This is a genomic window from Streptomyces altiplanensis (genome assembly GCF_053591575.1).
Genome location: NZ_JBSFUB010000028.1, coordinates 43,232 through 59,252, shown reverse-complemented (window position 1 = coordinate 59,252; position 16,021 = coordinate 43,232). Strand labels below are relative to the sequence as shown.

The window sequence follows — 16,021 nt, the reverse complement described above, 5'->3', positions numbered from 1 at the left end:
ACCCCGGGTCACACGAAAGGGGCCCCCGCGCGTGTTATACGCGCAGAGGCCCCTTCCGTACGTCCGAACCGGACCGCCCGGCCGGTCTAGTCCGAGGGCGGATTGCCGGTGGCGACTTCCAGCTCGACCGTGAAGTCCTCGGGGTCGATGTCGGCGTCACGCTTGGGGTACTGGTTGACCACCGTGTCCTCGCCCCAGGTGGGGTCGTCGACCCTGGTCTCCTTGAGCTTCCACCCCGCCGCGTTCAGGCACAGCTTGACCGAGCGGATGTCCTTGTAGAGGAAGCTCGGCACCACGACCTTCTCCGGGTCCGACATCGACTCCCTGCCGGGCGAGCAGTCGGTGGTCTTCATGGTCCTGGAGCGGTCCGGGCCCTTGTAGCCGGGCTTGGTCGCCGCCTCGCTCCGGGTGGGGTCGTCGCCGCCCTCGTTCCCGCCGTTCGGGTCGTCCCTGAGTGAGAGCGCCGTGACCAGGCCGCCGATCGCCAGCAGCGCGACCACGACCGACCCCACGACCACCGGCATGTTCCGGTTGCCGCCGCCGTTCCCGCCGCCCGGGCCCTGTGCCGCCTGGGGCGACATCGTGTACGGCGGCGGGGTCTGCCCGCCCTGCATGCCGTGCCCGCCGTGCTGCATCCCGTGCGTCGCGTACGGCGAAGGGGCGGGCGTGGGGTGCGCCGTCTGCGCCGGGTACCCGTATCCCTGCTGCGCGGGGCCCGGGGCGGGCGTCGGCGGCCCGTACGGCGCCGGACCCGGCTGGTACGGCGTCTGCACGCTGCCGCTCTGCGGGTAACCCGTCTGCTCGACCGGCGGGAAGACCGCCGACCCGACCCCGGACCCGCTCTGCGCCGCCGGACCGCCACCGATGATCACCGGCGCGGCGCCCGTCTGACCCGAGCCCGACACCCGCGCGCACTCGTCGCGCATCGCGGCCGCGCTGGGAAACCGCTCGTTCGGGTTCTTCTTCAGCGCCCGCGCGACGAGGGCGTCGACCGCCGGCGGGATCGACCGGTTGATCGACGAAGGAGCCACCGGCTCCTCCTGGACGTGTGCGTACGCGATGGCGAGCGGCGAGTCCGCGTCGAACGGCAGCCGGCCCGTCACCAGCTGGAACAGCATGATGCCGACCGAGTACAGGTCGGAGCGCGCGTCGACGCCGCGCCCCAGCGCCTGCTCGGGCGACAGGTACTGCGGCGTACCGACAACCATGCCGGTCTGCGTCATCGACGTGACGCCGGACTGCATGGCGCGCGCGATGCCGAAGTCCATGACCTTGACCACATTGCGCTTGTTCATCATCACGTTGCCGGGCTTGATGTCGCGGTGGACCAGGCCCATCTCGTGACTGGTGTCCAGCGCGGCCAGCACATCCGCCGTGATCTTGAGCGCCTTGTCGGCCGGCATGGCGCCGTACTGCTCGATGTCCGCCCGGAGCACGGAACCGAGCGGCTGCCCCTCGACGTACTCCATGACGATGTACGGCATCAGCGCGCCGTCGAGCTGGTCCTCGCCGGTGTCGAAGACCGAGACGATGTTGGGGTGGGAGAGCTTGGCGACCGCCTGCGCCTCGCGCCGGAACCGTTCGCGGAACGACTGTTCGCGCCCCAGTTCCGTGTGCAGCGTCTTGATGGCCACCTGGCGGTCCAGCGCGGAGTCGTACGCGAGGTACACCGACGCCATGCCGCCTTCTCCGAGCAGGTCGCGCAGCTGGTACCGCCCGCCCGCGACCGAGCCGCCCGCGTAGCGGCCCTGTCCGCCGTCCTGGCTCATTACCGTGCTTCCCCCTCAGCGCAAGATTTACGGGCCAAGTCTGCCCCAGGGCACTGACACGTCAAGCGCGGTGCCCGTTCCGTGACCGTACGCGCCACAAGCGTCGCGCAAGCGTTACAGCGGGGGGTCCGGCACGGGCCCGGCGAGAGACCGGTGGGAGCCCGGCAGGTGGCTGGAATTTGCATGGGTACATCGGCAACGGGTTTGATGGCCGGTCCATCCGGACCGGCGCGCCGCGCGGAGGCTGTAGCGTGACGTGGCGGAGAACCTTGAGGCCCCTGAGGACCACCGCGAACGCGACGCGGACAGAAACGACGGCGAGGACTGATGGCACCCGAACCCGAGGGAAGCGGCGGCGGAGTGTCGGACGCCCCGGAATCATGGGGTATGGGCGGATTGGTCGGCGATGGCCGCTACCGGCTGACGCACCGCCTCGGCCGCGGCGGCATGGCGGAAGTGTTCGCCGCCGAGGACGTACGGCTCGGCCGTACCGTGGCGGTGAAGCTGCTCCGCTCCGATCTTGCGGAGGACCCCACCTCCAAGGCGCGGTTCACGCGTGAGGCACAGTCGGTCGCCGGCCTGAACCACCACGCCGTGGTCGCCGTGTACGACTCCGGCGAGGACCAGGTCGGCGGAAGCGTCGTCCCCTACATCGTGATGGAGCTCGTCGAGGGCCGTACGATCCGCGAGCTGCTCCAGAACGCGGAGGCCCCCGGCCCCGAGCAGGCGCTGATCATCGTCTCCGGCGTGCTCGAAGCGCTTGCGTACAGCCACCAGCACGGCATCGTGCACCGCGACATCAAGCCCGCGAACGTGATCATCACGCACAGCGGCGCGGTCAAGGTCATGGACTTCGGCATCGCCCGCGCCCTGCACGGCGCGCAGTCGACGATGACGCAGACCGGCATGGTCATGGGCACGCCCCAGTACCTCTCCCCGGAGCAGGCGCTGGGCAAGGCCGTCGACCACCGCAGTGACCTGTACGCGACGGGCTGCCTGCTCTACGAGCTGCTCGCGCTGCGGCCCCCCTTCACCGGCGAGACCCCCCTCTCGGTGGTCTACCAGCACGTCCAGGACATCCCCGTGCCGCCGTCCGAGATCTCGGACGTGGCACCGCCCGAACTGGACGGGCTCGTCATGCGTTCCCTCGCGAAGGACCCGGACGACCGGTTCCAGAGCGCGGAGGAGATGCGCGGGCTCATCCAGTACGGCCTGTCGATGCTCCAGGAGCAGGGCAGCCACACCGGCACCTGGAACACCGGCCCGGTCGAGATGCACGAGGGCGGCCACACCCCCGCCGGGGGCGCCTACGCGACGACCGCGATGGGCCACCCGAACCACGGCGACACCTCGCAGATGCAGGCGGGCGGCGCGATACTCCCGCCGATGAACCCGCACGACGGGGCGTACGACGGCGGGCACGGCGGTGGCGGGAGCGGCCGCGGCAAGATGTGGATCTTCGCGGTGCTCGCGGTCATCGCGATCGCGGCGGGTGTCGCCTTCGCGGTGAACCGGACGGACGACAACGGTGGCGGCGGCACGGAGCAGAAGGACAAGAACCCGTCGGTCTCCTCCACCCCGACCAAGTCGGACGAGAAGACGACGAAGCCCTCGGACGACGCGTCCTCGCCCGACGACACCGACCCGGGCACCTCCGCCGGCGGTCAGCAGCCGGACCGGACCCCGTCCAACAAGTACCCGAAGTACCCCCCGAGCAGTACGCCGTCGCGCACGCCCAGCAGCACGCCGTCGGCGACGGACACCGCCCCGGGCACGACGACGGACGGCGGCACGGACACCGGCGGCACCGACACCGGCGGCACGGACACCGGCGGTACGGACACCGGCGGCACCGACACGGGCGGCACCGACGCCGGTGGCACGGACACGGGCGGCACCGACGCCGGTGGCACGGACGCGGGCGGCACCGACGCCGGTGGCACGGACGCCGGTGGTACGGACGCGGGCGGCACGGACGCGGGCGGCACGGACATCGGCGGTACGGACGCGGCCGGCGGAGCCGCCACCCCCTGATCCGGGCCCCTCATCCGGCGAACGCCTCGCGCACCGCCTCGTACTCCCTCGTCCACCACACCGCCAGGGCCGACACCGCAGGAAACTGCGGGTCGGCCCTTCGGTCGTTCAGCTGGTAGCGCCAGCGCAGTATCCAGAAGTCGTTGAGCCGCTCCCACCACACCCGGTGCACCGCGGCGGCCAGCTCGTCCGCACCGGCCCCGGCCGCCCGCCGGTACGCCGCCGCGTACGCCCGTACCTTCGCCAGCTCCAGCTCCCCGTCCGGCCGCACGAAGAAGATCGCCGCGGCCCGTACCGCCTCCTCCGCGCGCGGCTGCACCGCCAGGCGGTCCCAGTCGACGATCGCGGCGGGCTCGGCGCCCCGGTAGAGCAGGTTCAGCGGATGGAAGTCGCCGTGCACCCATCCGGTGGCGGGCTCGGCGACCGGCGGGGGCCGCCGGTGGGCGTGCCGCTCCAGGAGGGCCCGCCGCTCCAGGAGGCGGTGTTCCGCCAGTACGTCGAAGGCGTCGCGGGGCCGCCGCCCGCGCGCGAGCGTCAGCAGCTCGTCGATCAGGGCGAAGGTGTCGGCGGGGTCGGCGCAGTCGGCGCAGCCGTGCGTACGCCGTGCGGTCTCCTCCATCACCCGGTCGAGGCAGGTGTGCACGAGCCCCAGGAGCGCTCCGAGCCGCCGGGACTCCGCCGTCGTGAGCTGGGCGCCGTCCCGGTGCCGGCCGTCGATCCACGGGTGCAGGGCGTAGCAGCGGCCGCCGATCACCGTGACCGTGCCGCCGTGGGTGTCCTCGACGGGCGGGGCGACGGGGACGCCGAACGCCTGGAGGTGGCGGGTGGCGCGGTGCTGGCGTCTGATCGTGTCGCGGTCGCCGTCCAGGTGGTGCTTGAGGAAGTAGTCGCCGCGGGTGGTCACGAGGCGGTAGCCGTGGTTGAGCAGGCCCTGGGCCACGGGCTCGCAGGAGAGCGGCTCGCCCGGGTCGCGGTAGTGGCGCAGCAGGGAGCCGACGGGCGGTGGAGGGGCGGGTACAGATGAGCGTGACACCCGCCAGATGTTAGATCACAGAGCGTACTCGTCGTGTCGCTCAGGGGTGCAGCTCAGGGTGTGCACGGTGGTGAACTGCGGTTCGATGCGCATGTAGACGGGATCGAAGGGTTCGCCGTTGACGTAGTGGGGGCCGCGGCCGAAGAGCTCCAGCTCGTCGGCGTTCGGTTCGAACAGCTCGGCGGTGCCGGTGAACTGGACGGACCACAGGGTGGCGTCGCCGGCGCCGGGGCCGGAGCTGAAGTTGTCCGCGCCGTACGCGACCACGCTGCCGTGGCAGGCCTGGTGGTGGTTGAGGCCCGCGTGCATGCGCAGCAGCACGTGCCCGCGCACGACGATGTGACGTGCGACGGCGAGGAAGGGCAGGGCCCGCATGCTCGTGACGACTCGGCCGTAGGGGACGCGGCGGAGGAGCTCGACGGCGCGTGGATCCTCGGCGGGCTGGGCGGGCTCGGTGGGCATGCCCTTCACTGTCGGCCACCGGCAGGGGCCCGGAAAAGGGACGGAAGTCCCGAATCGCACCCGGAACCCGGAACCCGGAACCCGGAACCCGGAATTTGGAATTTGGAAAACGGAACCCGGAGGGCGGGGGCCGGCTAGCGCTTCTCCTCCGCCTGCTTGCGCGCCACATACGCGGCGGCCTGGGAGCGGCGCTCCATGCCCAGCTTGGAGAGCAGGCTGGAGACGTAGTTCTTGATGGTCTTCTCCGCGAGGTGCAGCCGCTCGCCGATGACCCGGTTGGTCAGGCCCTCGCCGATCAGGTCGAGGATCCTGCGCTCCTGCTCGGTGAGGCGCGCGAGCCGGCTGTCGTCCTTGGTGGCGCTGCCCGAACGCAGCCGCTCCAGGACGCGGGCGGTCGCCACCGGGTCCAGCAGCGACTTGCCCGCCGCCACGTCGCGCACGGCCGCCAGCAGCTCGTTGCCGCGGATCGCCTTGAGCACGTATCCGGAGGCACCGGCCATGATCGCGTCGAAAAGTGCCTCGTCGTCGGAGAACGAGGTGAGCATCAGGCATTTGATGTCCTCGTTCTGCGAACGGACTTCGCGGCAGACCTCCACACCGCTTCCGTCGGGCAGCCGTACGTCGAGAACCGCCACGTCGGGACGGGTCGCCACGATCCTGACCAGGGACTCTGCGGCTGTGCCGGCCTCACCGACCACCTCGATGTCGTCCTCGACGGAGAGCAGTTCGTGGACGCCGCGCCGGACCACCTCGTGGTCGTCGACGAGAAATACGGTGATTTTTCCATCTTCGCGCACGCCGTCATCCTCACACACGAACTCTTCCCGTGTCGTAGGTCGCCGGGATAACGTGCCGTTGTTCCGGCGGACTGCAAGGCTCTGACCAGTGGTTGTTCCCGAATTCTGCGATTTACTTGGATATCCAAGCAAAATCGCAGGTCAAGTGGGGTTTCGCAGTTATGCGGCCCACTGGGTAACGTGCCTGTGGCAGGCGTTTCGCCGGGGCACCTGTCACATCTGTTCCCGGCCGAGTCGCACCCACCCCGTGCACGAGGACGCGAGCAGGTGAGCCGCACTGGTCACCGGCAGACCCCGGGGGCCGGACAGACGGAGGAGCACGCACGTGACCGTGGAGAGCACTGCCGCGCGTAAGCCGCGACGCAGCAGCACCAAGCGCGTCAGCGCCAAGAAACCCCAGCGATCCGAGCCGGAGCTCGTACAGCTGCTCACCCCCGAGGGTGAGCGCGTCGAGCACCCGGACTACGCGATCGACCTCACCCCGGACGAACTGCTCGGCCTGTACCGGGACATGGTCCTGACCCGCCGCTTCGACGCCGAGGCCACCGCGCTCCAGCGCCAGGGCGAGCTGGGCCTGTGGGCCTCGCTGCTCGGCCAGGAGGCCGCCCAGATCGGCTCGGCCCGCGCGCTGCGTGACGACGACTACGTCTTTCCGACGTACCGCGAGCACGGTGTCGCCTGGTGCCGAGGTGTCGATCCGACGAACCTGCTGGGAATGTTCCGTGGCGTGAACCACGGTGGCTGGGATCCCAGCACCAACAATTTCCATCTGTACACGATCGTCATCGGCTCGCAGACGCTGCACGCGACCGGTTACGCGATGGGTGTCGCCAAGGACGGCGCGGACTCCGCGGTCATCGCGTACTTCGGCGACGGCGCGTCCAGCCAGGGCGACGTCGCCGAATCGTTCACCTTCTCGGCGGTCTACAACGCCCCGGTCGTCTTCTTCTGCCAGAACAACCAGTGGGCGATCTCCGAGCCCACCGAGCGCCAGACCCGCGTCCCGCTCTACCAGCGCGCGCAGGGGTTCGGCTTCCCGGGCGTGAGGGTCGACGGCAACGACGTCCTCGCCTGCCTGGCCGTGACCCGCGACGCGCTGGAGCGCGCGCGGCGGGGCGAGGGGCCGACGCTGGTCGAGGCGTTCACGTACCGCATGGGCGCGCACACCACCTCCGACGACCCGACGAAGTACCGGGCCGACGAGGAGCGCGAGGCGTGGGAGGCGAAGGACCCGATCCTGCGCCTGCGCACGTACCTGGAGAAGGCGGGCCTCGCCGGCGCGGCCTTCTTCGAGGCGCTGGAGACCGAGAGCGAGAGCCTCGGCAAGCGGGTCCGCGAGGCGGTGCGCGCCATGCCCGACCCGGACCAGCTGGCGATCTTCGAGAACGTCTACGCGGACGGCCACGCCCTCGTCGACGAGGAGCGCGCGCAGTTCGCCGCCTACCAGGCGTCCTTCGCGGCCGAGTCAGGGGAGGGCAAGTAAGCATGTCCGTTCAGTCCGTCCAGTCCGTCCAGAAACTCCCCCTCGCGAAGGCGATCAACGAGTCGCTGCGCAAGGCCCTCGAAACCGACCCCAAGGTCCTGATCATGGGCGAGGACGTCGGAAAGCTCGGCGGCGTCTTCCGGGTCACCGACGGGCTCCAGAAGGACTTCGGCGAGGAGCGGGTCATCGACACCCCGCTCGCCGAGTCCGGCATCGTCGGCACGGCGATCGGCCTCGCGCTGCGCGGCTACCGCCCGGTCGTGGAGATCCAGTTCGACGGGTTCGTCTTCCCGGCGTACGACCAGATCGTCACGCAGCTCGCGAAGATGCACGCGCGTTCGCTCGGCACGATCAGGATGCCGGTCGTCATCCGCATCCCGTACGGCGGCGGCATCGGTGCGGTCGAGCACCACAGCGAGTCCCCGGAGGCGCTGTTCGCGCACGTCGCCGGGCTGAAGGTGGTCTCGCCGTCCAACTCCTCGGACGCGTACTGGATGATGCAGCAGGCCATCCAGAGCGACGACCCGGTGATCTTCTTCGAGCCGAAGCGGCGCTACTGGGACAAGGGCGAGGTCGACGTCGAGGCCATTCCCGGCCCGCTCCACACGGCGCGCGTCGTGCGTGAGGGCACCGACCTGACGCTCGCGGCGTACGGCCCGATGGTGAAGGTCTGCGTGGAGGCGGCAGCGGCGGCGGCCGAGGAGGGCAAGTCCCTCGAAGTCATCGACCTGCGGTCGATGTCCCCGATCGACTTCGACACGGTCCAGACGTCGGTCGAGAAGACCGGCCGCCTGGTCGTGGTCCACGAGGCCCCGGTCTTCTACGGCTCGGGCGCGGAGATCGCCGCCCGCATGACGGAGCGGTGCTTCTACCACCTGGAGGCGCCGGTGCTGAGGGTGGGCGGCTTCCACTCGCCGTACCCGCCGGCGCGCCTGGAGGAGGAGTACTTGCCGGGACTCGACCGGGTACTCGACGCCGTCGACCGCTCGCTTGCGTACTGAGGAGAGCCGTGACGATGACTGAGACTTCCCAGACTCCCCGTACCTCCCAGCGCTTCCGCGAGTTCAAAATGCCCGACGTGGGCGAGGGACTCACCGAGGCCGAGATCCTCAAGTGGTACGTCCGGCCGGGCGACACGGTCACCGACGGCCAGGTGGTGTGCGAGGTCGAGACGGCGAAGGCCGCCGTGGAACTCCCCATCCCGTACGACGGCGTGGTGCACGAGCTGCGCTTCGACGAGGGCGTGACGGTCGATGTCGGCCAGGTGATCATCACGGTGGACGTGGCGCCGGGGTCGGACACGCCCGCCGCCGCTCCGGCCCCGGTGGCGGAGCCCGCGCCCGAGGCGGACCGGCCCGAGGAGGCCAAGCCCGCGGCCCGCCAGCCGGTGCTCGTCGGCTACGGCGTGTCCGAGGCCTCCACGAAGCGCCGCCCGCGCAGGGGCGTGGCGGCCCCGGCGGAGACGGTGGCGGCCGCCGCCGCCGTCCAGGCGGAGCTCAACGGTCATGGCTCCGGCGCCACGGCGGCGCCGGAGTCCCGGCGGTCCCGTCCGCTGGCCAAGCCTCCGGTCCGCAAGCTCGCCAAGGACCTGGGCATCGACCTGGCCACGGTCACGCCGACCGGCCCCGACGGGATCATCACCCGCGAGGACGTCCGCGCGGCGGTCCCGGCTCCGGCACGCCCGGAGCAGGAGCAGGCGGCCCAGCGGGCGAAGCCCGGTCCGGTGTCCGCACCGGAGACGGCTGCGGCTGCGGCTGCGGCTCCGGGGCCGGTCACCGCCGGCGCCCGGGAGACCCGTACCCCCATCAAGGGCGTACGGAAGGCCATCGCGTCGGCCATGGTGAACAGCGCGTTCACCGCGCCGCACGTCACGGAGTTCATCACCTTCGACATCACGCGCACGATGAAGCTCGTCGAGGAGCTGAAGTCCGACAAGGACATGGCGGGCCTGCGGGTCAACCCGCTTCTCCTGATCGCCAAGGCGTTCCTGGTCGCGATCAGGCGCAACCCGGACGTCAACGCGGCCTGGGACGAGGCGAACCAGGAGATCGTGCGCAAGGAGTACGTGAACCTGGGCATCGCGGCGGCCACCCCGCGCGGCCTGATCGTCCCGAACATCAAGGACGCCCAGGCGAAGACCCTGCCCGAACTCGCCTCCGCGCTCGGCGAGCTGGTCTCCACGGCCCGCGAGGGCAAGACGCCCCCGGCGGCGATGCAGGGCGGCACGGTGACCATCACCAACGTCGGCGTCTTCGGCGTCGACACCGGTACGCCGATCCTCAACCCGGGCGAGTCCGCGATCCTCGCGGTCGGCGCGATCAAGCTCCAGCCGTGGGTCCACAAGGGCAAGGTGAAGCCCCGTCAGGTGACCACCCTCGCCCTCTCCTTCGACCACCGCCTGGTCGACGGCGAGCTGGGCTCCCGGGTCCTGGCGGACGTGGCGGCCGTACTGGAACAGCCGAAGCGCCTGATCACCTGGGCCTAGGCATCCGCTTTCCCCCGGACCGGGTCCCGCCGCACGGCGGGGCCCGGTCCGGCTGTTTCCGGGCTCAGCCGACGCAGAACTCGTTGCCCTCGGGGTCCTGGAGGACGACGGCGTAGAACTCCATGTCGGGCCGGTCCAGGACCCGGAACACCGTCGCACCGGCGCCGGTCAGCCGTCTCACCGTGTCGGTGACGCGCCGGGTCCGGACGTCGAGCGGAACGCCGCGTCCGCCGCTCACCTTCACGTCGAGGTGCACCCGGTTCTTGACGCTCTTGGCTTCCGGAACCTGCTGGAACCACACCCGGGGCCCCCGCCCCGCCGGGTCGACGATCGACTCGGGGCTCTCGCCGGCCCCGGCGGGCAGCTCCTCCTCGGTCACGCCCGTGCCGGCCCAGTACGCCCGCCACGTGGAGTACCCGCCCGGCGGGGGCTCCGGCACGTAACCCAGCGCGTCGCACCAGAAGGCCACCAGCCTCCGCGGGTCCGCGCAGTCGACCGTCACTTGCAGCGTTGTCTCCATGGGCCGAGCGTCCCGGACGGGTCTGACAGCGGCGGGGCCTCCCGGCGCCCCGGACCACTGCGCCGGCGCCGGACCGGGCGGACCTGCGGCCGGCGCAGGCGGTCCTACGGCCGGTGCAGGACGTAGACCGGCGGTCCCTCCTCCGTGCCGTCCGCGGGGCGGATGCACGCGTGCTCGCGCATGAGTCTCAGGCACTCGTCGACGCGGGGCACCGGCAGCCCCGTCCGCTCCGCGATGGATTCGAGCGACTGCCGGAGCTCACCGTCCTGGGCCAGTGCGGGAGCGATGGTGACGGCCACGGCCCATACGTCCCCCGTCACCGACATGCGCGCCTTCCAGTCGGCCAGCACCGCCTCGGCGGTGAGGCGGGGGTGCCGGACGGCCGGCGGCGCGGTGCGGTCGGTGAGCAGCACGTCGAGCCGGTCCGCGACCCGCTCCATGGCGGGCGCGGTCGCCTGGTGCGCGACAAGGGACGCGTGCTGCGCGGCAAGCGACTCGCGTTGTACGGCTGCGAATTCCTCGTCCGACCGGAGGTTCCGTTCCTCGCTCCGGACGATGGCGTCGGCGATCCGCGCCGGCATGGCGTAGGCCGCGGGGGCCGCGGGGTCCGACGGCTGCACTTCGGCTTCGGGGAGGGCGTAGGAGCCGTACCGCTGGACGGACAGGACCACCTCGGCGACCCATTCCCTGAACGGTGTGCAGGCGGGTTTCGTGCAGCCGATGACGAGGAGGACGAGCCCTTGCAGATCGATGAGCTGAAGGTCCCGGCGCCACTCTCTGCCTGCGGGGATGCCGAGACCGTGACTTCTGGTCAGCGTCTCCAGGCGCTCGCGGTGTTCTTCCGGGACGTGATCGAGGAGAGCCTTCCCGGGCCTGGTGTACCCGAGTTTCCTGCATACGTCGGACGCCGGGAACCAGTGGCTTCCGTCGGGCATCGTCAGCCTCCGGAGCCGTGCCCCGGCCGCGCCGTAGGCGAAGTCGCCGATGTCGATCGCCTCGTGCTGCGGCGGCATGCCGTGTTCGTTCATTCGGACCACCTCCAGGGCGGAACGTAGAACGGCGCGAATCGGATATGCCAGTCGAATCGTGAATGTTCACAAGTGTGGGTGGACCAGGTGGATTTCCCTGCGGATGATCACCAGTGTCCGTATAACGAACGCTGTCGGGCAGTCGCCTTCCGTTCCGGGATGCGGACGCCGGTTTCTGTTGTACCCCTGTTGTATCTATGCTGTGCGCATGCCTGCCGCGCCCCCGCTTCCCGCCCGCCCCGCCACCGCCCCCGGCAAGCAGCCCCCCGCTGCCGAGCGCGTCTACACCCACATCAAGAAGGGTGTGCTCGACCGCCATTACGAGGGCGGCACCCTCCTCACCGAGGGCGATCTCGCCGAAGCCGTCGGCGTGTCCAGGACGCCCGTGCGGGAAGCGCTGCTGCGGCTGGAGGTCGAGGGGCTCATCAAGCTGTACCCGAAGAAGGGCGCCCTCGTCCTCGCCGTCTCCGCCCAGGAGATCTCGGACGTCGTCGAAACCCGGCTGCTCGTCGAGGAGTTCGCGGTGCGCCGGGCGGTACCCGCGCCCCCCGCCCTCGTCGCCCGGCTCGAAGAGCTGCTGGAGGAGCAGAAGCAGCGCGCCCTGGAGGGCGACCTCGCCGAAGTCGCCGTCACCGACCGCTGCTTCCACGCCGAGATCGTCCGCCACGCCGGGAACCAGATCCTCTCCCGCCTCTACGACCAGCTCCGCGACCGTCAACTGCGCATGGGCGTCACCATCATGGAGGCGCACCCCGACCGCGTGGCCAAGAACATCACCGAGCACGCCGAGATGCTCGAAGCCATCAGGGCGGGGGACGCGGAGGGCGCCGCGCAGTGCGTACGCCGCCACGTCGGCCGGGTCAAGGTGCTGGTCCGGGGTGAGGACCGGTGAGGGTTCCCCCCGTTCCACCCGGCCCCGCCGCTCCCGCCGCCGCCCTGCCCGGCGATCCGCCCGGCGGCCGGCGCGCCGCCGCCGTCTGGGGCATCGGCGTCGCCGTCTACTTCGTCGCCGTCATCTTCCGTACGAGCCTGGGGGTCGCGGGGCTGGACGCCGCCGACCGGTTCGACGTCAACGCGTCCGCGCTGTCGACGTTCTCGATCCTCCAGCTCCTCGTGTACGCGGGCATGCAGATACCCGTCGGCCTGATGGTCGACCGCCTCGGGACGAAGAAGGTCCTGACCCTGGGCGTCGTCCTGTTCACCCTCGGGCAGCTCGGCTTCGCCCTCTCTCCCTCGTACGGCACGGCCCTCGCCGCCCGCGCCCTCCTGGGCTGCGGCGACGCGATGACCTTCATCGCCGTTCTGCGGCTCGGCGCCCGCTGGTTCCCGGCCCGCCGCGGGCCGCTCATCGCGCAGGTCGCCGCGCTCTGCGGGATGGCGGGCAACCTCATGTCCACGCTCGTCGTCGCGCGCATGCTGCACGGCGTCGGCTGGACCACCACCTTCGCGGGCAGCTCGCTCGCCGGGGTGCTCGTGCTCGTACTCCTGCTGCTGTTCCTCAAGGACCACCCCGAGGGGCACGAGCCGGCGCCCGCCGAGCACGCGGGCGCGGCCTACGTCCGCAAGCAGATCGCCGCCGCGTGGCGCGAGCCCGGGACGCGGCTCGGGATGTGGGTGCACTTCACGACGCAGTTCCCGGCGATGGTGTTCCTGCTGCTGTGGGGGCTGCCGTTCCTCGTCGAGGCGCAGGGGCTCTCGCGCGGGACGGCGGGCGAACTGCTGACGCTCGTCGTGCTGTCCAACATGGCGCTCGGCCTGGTGTACGGGCAGCTCATCGCCCGCCACGGCGCGGCCCGCGCGCCGCTCGCCCTCGGCACTGTCGGGGCGACCGCCCTGCTGTGGGCGGCGACCCTCGCGTACCCGGGCGACCACGCCCCGATGTGGCTGCTGGTCACGTTGTGCGCGGTGCTCGGTGCCTGCGGTCCGGCCTCGATGATCGGCTTCGACTTCGCCCGGCCCGCCAACCCGCCGGAGCGCCAGGGCACCGCGTCCGGGATCGTCAACATGGGCGGCTTCGTCGCCTCGATGACGACGCTGCTCGCGGTGGGCGTGCTGCTCGACGCCACCGGGGACAACTACCGGATCGCGTTCGCCTCGGTCTTCGTGCTGGAGGCGGCCGGGGTCGTGCAGATCCTGCGCCTGCGCAAGCGCACGGCCCGCCGGGAGCGGGACCACCTGGTCGCCAGCCGTGTCGAGGCGGTGCACGTCCCGGTCTGACGGGGCGACGGCCTTACGGCGTGACGGCGAAGTTGCGCAGGATCGCGTCCGCCAGCTCCTCGTCGCCCTCGACCTTGACGCGGTCGGCGACCGCGCCGTGGCGGACCCGGCCGCAGGCCAGGCGTACGTACGTCTCCCAGTCCATGACGATCGTCGCGAGCGGGCCCAGCGAGGGCGTGCCGTCCACCGTGCCGCGGCCCTCCGCGTCCACGCGGACCGTGCGCATGAACTCGACCGGGCCGTGCACGTCGAAGACGACCGCGGAGCCGGCGGGCGCGTCGGCCCCCTTCGCGACGACCTTCGGCAGGCCCTGGACGAGGACGTCGCGGGTGACGAGCGCGCCGGGGGAGTCGAGGTTGCCGGGCCGGCCGAGCGCCGTGCGCAGGTCCTGCTCGTGCACCCAGGTGTCGAAGGCCCGCATCCGCAGGGCCAGTTCCAGGGTCTGCTCGGCACCGAGCGGGGCGCGGACCATGGTGTCGGGGGAGCGCGTCTCGTTGCGGAGCTGACGGGCGCGGCGGATGATCGTGTATTCGAGCTCGGAGGTCATCTCCGGCGCGGTGTGGTGGCGCCGCACGTCGACCTGCATCTCCATGTACCGGGCGAACTCCGACGTCACGTGGTACAGGTCACGCGGCAGCGAGTGGATCGGCCGGGGGTCGCCGAGCATCTCGCACTCCATGCCGATGACGTGCGAGACGATGTCGCGCACCGACCAGCCGGGGCACGGCGTGCGACGGTTCCACTCGCCCTCGACGAGCGGTGTCACCAGCTCGGATATCGCTTCGATGGAGTGGGTCCATGCTTCGGCGTAGGGCTGGAGGCTGGGATGGACGGTCACGGGACCCCTCGTGCGGTTCAGTGGCGGTGGCGCGGGCTGGTCTGGGCTCTGTGGGAGGCTTGCACGCTAAGTTACGCTGCCCCGTGGCACCCTGGCAGTGCTTTGGTGTGACGATCGTAGGCCCGTGTTGACGGCTCGAATGCCAGGACGGTGGTAGTGTGCGCGCCTCCCTCATCCAGATCGCAGTAGATCCGGACGAATCTGTCAATTCTCGTCGGCTGCGTGTGGCTTCGCTCGTGCGTGAGCAGCGCGAGCGGCACGGCGCGGATCTGGTGGTCCTTCCCGAACTGTGGACGACCGGGGCCTTCGCGTACGAATCCTTCGTCGACGAGGCGGAGCCCCTGGAGGGCCCGACGTACCAGGTGATGGCGGAGGCGGCGGCCGGCGCCGGGGTGTGGCTGCACGCCGGATCGATCGTCGAGCGCGACCCCGAGGGCCCCCTCTACAACACCTCGCTGGTCTTCTCCCCCGACGGCGAGCTCGTCCGTGCGTACCGCAAGATCCACCGCTTCGGCTTCGACAAGGGCGAGGCCGTGCTGATGAGCGCGGGCGAGGAGCTCGTGACGGTGCGGGCCGCGGACCTGACCTTCGGCCTCGGGACCTGCTACGACCTGCGCTTCCCCGAACTCTTCCGCGGCCTCGTCGACGCCGGGGCGCAGGCGTTCGTCGTCCCGGCCGGCTGGCCCGCCCGGCGCCGCGACCACTGGACGCTGCTGGCCCGCGCCCGCGCCGTCGAGAACCAGGCGTACGTCCTGGCCTGCGGCACCGCCGGCACCCACGCGGGGGTGGAGCAGGCGGGGCACAGCATCGTCGTCGACCCGTGGGGCGAGGTGCTGGCGGAGGCAGGAACGGCGGAGGAGGTGCTCACGGTCGACCTGGACCCGGCCAGGGTGGCGAAGACCCGCGACCAGTTCCCGGCCCTGAAGGACCGGCGGCTGCGCTAGCGGCGCCGTGAGGGCGCCGGGACCCGGGGCGTCGGGGGCCCGGCTCAGGGGAGGGCCTCGATGCGCTCCATGTGCGTCTCGCCCCACTCGCCGAGCGGCATGAGCGCCGTGTTGAGCGACTGGCCGAACTCGGTCAGCGAGTACTCCACCCTCGGCGGGACCTGGTGGTAGACCTCGCGGTGGACCAGGCCGCTGGCCTCCATCTCGCGGAGCTGGAGAATCAGCATCCGTTCGCTGATGCCGGGCACCGCCCGCCTCAGTTCCCCGAAGCGCAGGGGTCCTTCGTGGATCGCGAACAGGATCAGCCCCTTCCACTTGCCTCCCATGACGTCGATGGCGGCGTCGAGTCCGCAGGTGTAGGACCGCTGCTTCATCACCACTCCCTACTGACAAAAATGTGGGTACCCGACA

Annotated in this window: 15 protein-coding genes; 7 read left to right on the top strand and 8 right to left on the bottom strand. The window is 71.2% G+C overall.

Annotated elements, in window-relative coordinates; translation table 11 throughout:
* Window positions 1-86: 86 nt before the first annotated feature.
* A complete protein-coding gene (locus tag ACWD0Y_RS15495) occupies window positions 87-1,769 on the bottom strand; it encodes a protein kinase domain-containing protein (protein ID WP_450260857.1) in 1,683 nt (560 codons plus the stop codon).
* Between the two features lie 327 nt (window positions 1,770-2,096).
* Between ACWD0Y_RS15495 and ACWD0Y_RS15490 the strand changes: the two genes are divergently transcribed.
* Window positions 2,097-3,803 (top strand): protein kinase domain-containing protein, encoded by a 1,707-nt coding sequence (locus ACWD0Y_RS15490; RefSeq protein ID WP_450260856.1) that lies wholly within the window; start codon window positions 2,097-2,099, stop codon window positions 3,801-3,803.
* Window positions 3,804-3,813: 10 nt separating this feature from the next.
* Here the strand turns inward: ACWD0Y_RS15490 and ACWD0Y_RS15485 are convergent, their stop codons facing one another.
* From ACWD0Y_RS15485 to ACWD0Y_RS15475, 3 genes are all read right to left on the bottom strand, one after another.
* Window positions 3,814-4,836, bottom strand: a complete 1,023-nt coding sequence (locus ACWD0Y_RS15485; RefSeq protein WP_450260855.1) for a phosphotransferase — start codon at window positions 4,834-4,836, stop codon at window positions 3,814-3,816.
* Between the two features lie 15 nt (window positions 4,837-4,851).
* A complete protein-coding gene (locus tag ACWD0Y_RS15480) occupies window positions 4,852-5,298 on the bottom strand; it encodes a pyridoxamine 5'-phosphate oxidase family protein (protein WP_450260854.1) in 447 nt (148 codons plus the stop codon).
* Window positions 5,299-5,432: 134 nt separating this feature from the next.
* Window positions 5,433-6,095: a response regulator gene (locus ACWD0Y_RS15475; protein WP_450260853.1), complete on the bottom strand. Its 663-nt coding sequence runs from the start codon at window positions 6,093-6,095 to the stop codon at window positions 5,433-5,435.
* 325 nt (window positions 6,096-6,420) lie between these two features.
* Here ACWD0Y_RS15475 and pdhA point away from each other — a divergent pair, with 325 nt between their 5' ends.
* The 3 genes from pdhA to ACWD0Y_RS15460 are packed head-to-tail and all read left to right on the top strand — an operon-like array spanning window position 6,421 to window position 10,063.
* The gene (gene pdhA, locus ACWD0Y_RS15470; RefSeq protein ID WP_450260852.1) at window positions 6,421-7,578 is read left to right on the top strand and encodes a pyruvate dehydrogenase (acetyl-transferring) E1 component subunit alpha; all 1,158 of its coding nucleotides are present in this window, start codon (window positions 6,421-6,423) and stop codon (window positions 7,576-7,578) included.
* 2 nt (window positions 7,579-7,580) lie between these two features.
* A complete protein-coding gene (locus tag ACWD0Y_RS15465) occupies window positions 7,581-8,579 on the top strand; it encodes an alpha-ketoacid dehydrogenase subunit beta (protein ID WP_450260851.1) in 999 nt (332 codons plus the stop codon).
* A gap of 14 nt (window positions 8,580-8,593) precedes the next feature.
* A complete protein-coding gene (locus ACWD0Y_RS15460) occupies window positions 8,594-10,063 on the top strand; it encodes a dihydrolipoamide acetyltransferase family protein (protein ID WP_450260850.1) in 1,470 nt (489 codons plus the stop codon).
* Between the two features lie 64 nt (window positions 10,064-10,127).
* On the opposite strand, the gene ACWD0Y_RS15455 is transcribed toward ACWD0Y_RS15460, so the two are convergent.
* Together ACWD0Y_RS15455 and ACWD0Y_RS15450 are read right to left on the bottom strand one after the other, a co-directional pair.
* The gene (locus tag ACWD0Y_RS15455) at window positions 10,128-10,583 is read right to left on the bottom strand and encodes a VOC family protein (protein WP_450260849.1); all 456 of its coding nucleotides are present in this window, start codon (window positions 10,581-10,583) and stop codon (window positions 10,128-10,130) included.
* A 104-nt stretch (window positions 10,584-10,687) separates the two neighbouring features.
* Window positions 10,688-11,611: a BRO-N domain-containing protein gene (locus tag ACWD0Y_RS15450; RefSeq protein WP_450260848.1), complete on the bottom strand. Its 924-nt coding sequence runs from the start codon at window positions 11,609-11,611 to the stop codon at window positions 10,688-10,690.
* Window positions 11,612-11,819: 208 nt separating this feature from the next.
* Here ACWD0Y_RS15450 and ACWD0Y_RS15445 point away from each other — a divergent pair, with 208 nt between their 5' ends.
* Complete coding sequence (locus ACWD0Y_RS15445; protein WP_450260847.1) at window positions 11,820-12,503, top strand: GntR family transcriptional regulator; 684 nt, start codon at window positions 11,820-11,822, stop codon at window positions 12,501-12,503.
* Window positions 12,500-13,828 carry an MFS transporter gene (locus tag ACWD0Y_RS15440; RefSeq protein ID WP_450260846.1) on the top strand — a complete coding sequence of 443 codons (1,329 nt, stop codon included), beginning with the start codon at window positions 12,500-12,502 and terminating at the stop codon, window positions 13,826-13,828. The genes ACWD0Y_RS15445 and ACWD0Y_RS15440 overlap by 4 nt, the downstream gene beginning before the upstream one ends.
* 13 nt (window positions 13,829-13,841) lie before the next feature.
* On the opposite strand, the gene ACWD0Y_RS15435 is transcribed toward ACWD0Y_RS15440, so the two are convergent.
* Window positions 13,842-14,666: a maleylpyruvate isomerase family mycothiol-dependent enzyme gene (locus ACWD0Y_RS15435; RefSeq protein ID WP_450260845.1), complete on the bottom strand. Its 825-nt coding sequence runs from the start codon at window positions 14,664-14,666 to the stop codon at window positions 13,842-13,844.
* A 158-nt stretch (window positions 14,667-14,824) separates the two neighbouring features.
* Here ACWD0Y_RS15435 and ACWD0Y_RS15430 point away from each other — a divergent pair, with 158 nt between their 5' ends.
* Complete coding sequence (locus tag ACWD0Y_RS15430) at window positions 14,825-15,610, top strand: carbon-nitrogen family hydrolase (protein WP_450260844.1); 786 nt, start codon at window positions 14,825-14,827, stop codon at window positions 15,608-15,610.
* Window positions 15,611-15,654: 44 nt separating this feature from the next.
* Here ACWD0Y_RS15430 and ACWD0Y_RS15425 read toward each other — a convergent pair whose 3' ends face one another.
* A complete protein-coding gene (locus ACWD0Y_RS15425; protein ID WP_450260843.1) occupies window positions 15,655-15,984 on the bottom strand; it encodes a winged helix-turn-helix transcriptional regulator in 330 nt (109 codons plus the stop codon).
* Window positions 15,985-16,021 lie beyond the last annotated feature (37 nt).

Bases quoted from the DNA above. Each gene is read 5' to 3' on its own strand.
- ACWD0Y_RS15495 (WP_450260857.1), bottom strand. From the start codon at position 1,769: ATGAGCCAGGACGGCGGACAGGGCCGCTACGCGGGCGGCTCGGTCGCG.
- ACWD0Y_RS15490 (WP_450260856.1), top strand. From the start codon at position 2,097: ATGGCACCCGAACCCGAGGGAAGCGGCGGCGGAGTGTCGGACGCCCCG.
- ACWD0Y_RS15480 (WP_450260854.1), bottom strand. From the start codon at position 5,298: ATGCCCACCGAGCCCGCCCAGCCCGCCGAGGATCCACGCGCCGTCGAG.
- ACWD0Y_RS15465 (WP_450260851.1), top strand. From the start codon at position 7,581: ATGTCCGTTCAGTCCGTCCAGTCCGTCCAGAAACTCCCCCTCGCGAAG.
- ACWD0Y_RS15460 (WP_450260850.1), top strand. From the start codon at position 8,594: ATGACTGAGACTTCCCAGACTCCCCGTACCTCCCAGCGCTTCCGCGAG.
- ACWD0Y_RS15455 (WP_450260849.1), bottom strand. From the start codon at position 10,583: ATGGAGACAACGCTGCAAGTGACGGTCGACTGCGCGGACCCGCGGAGG.
- ACWD0Y_RS15450 (WP_450260848.1), bottom strand. From the start codon at position 11,611: ATGAACGAACACGGCATGCCGCCGCAGCACGAGGCGATCGACATCGGC.
- ACWD0Y_RS15445 (WP_450260847.1), top strand. From the start codon at position 11,820: ATGCCTGCCGCGCCCCCGCTTCCCGCCCGCCCCGCCACCGCCCCCGGC.
- ACWD0Y_RS15425 (WP_450260843.1), bottom strand. From the start codon at position 15,984: ATGAAGCAGCGGTCCTACACCTGCGGACTCGACGCCGCCATCGACGTC.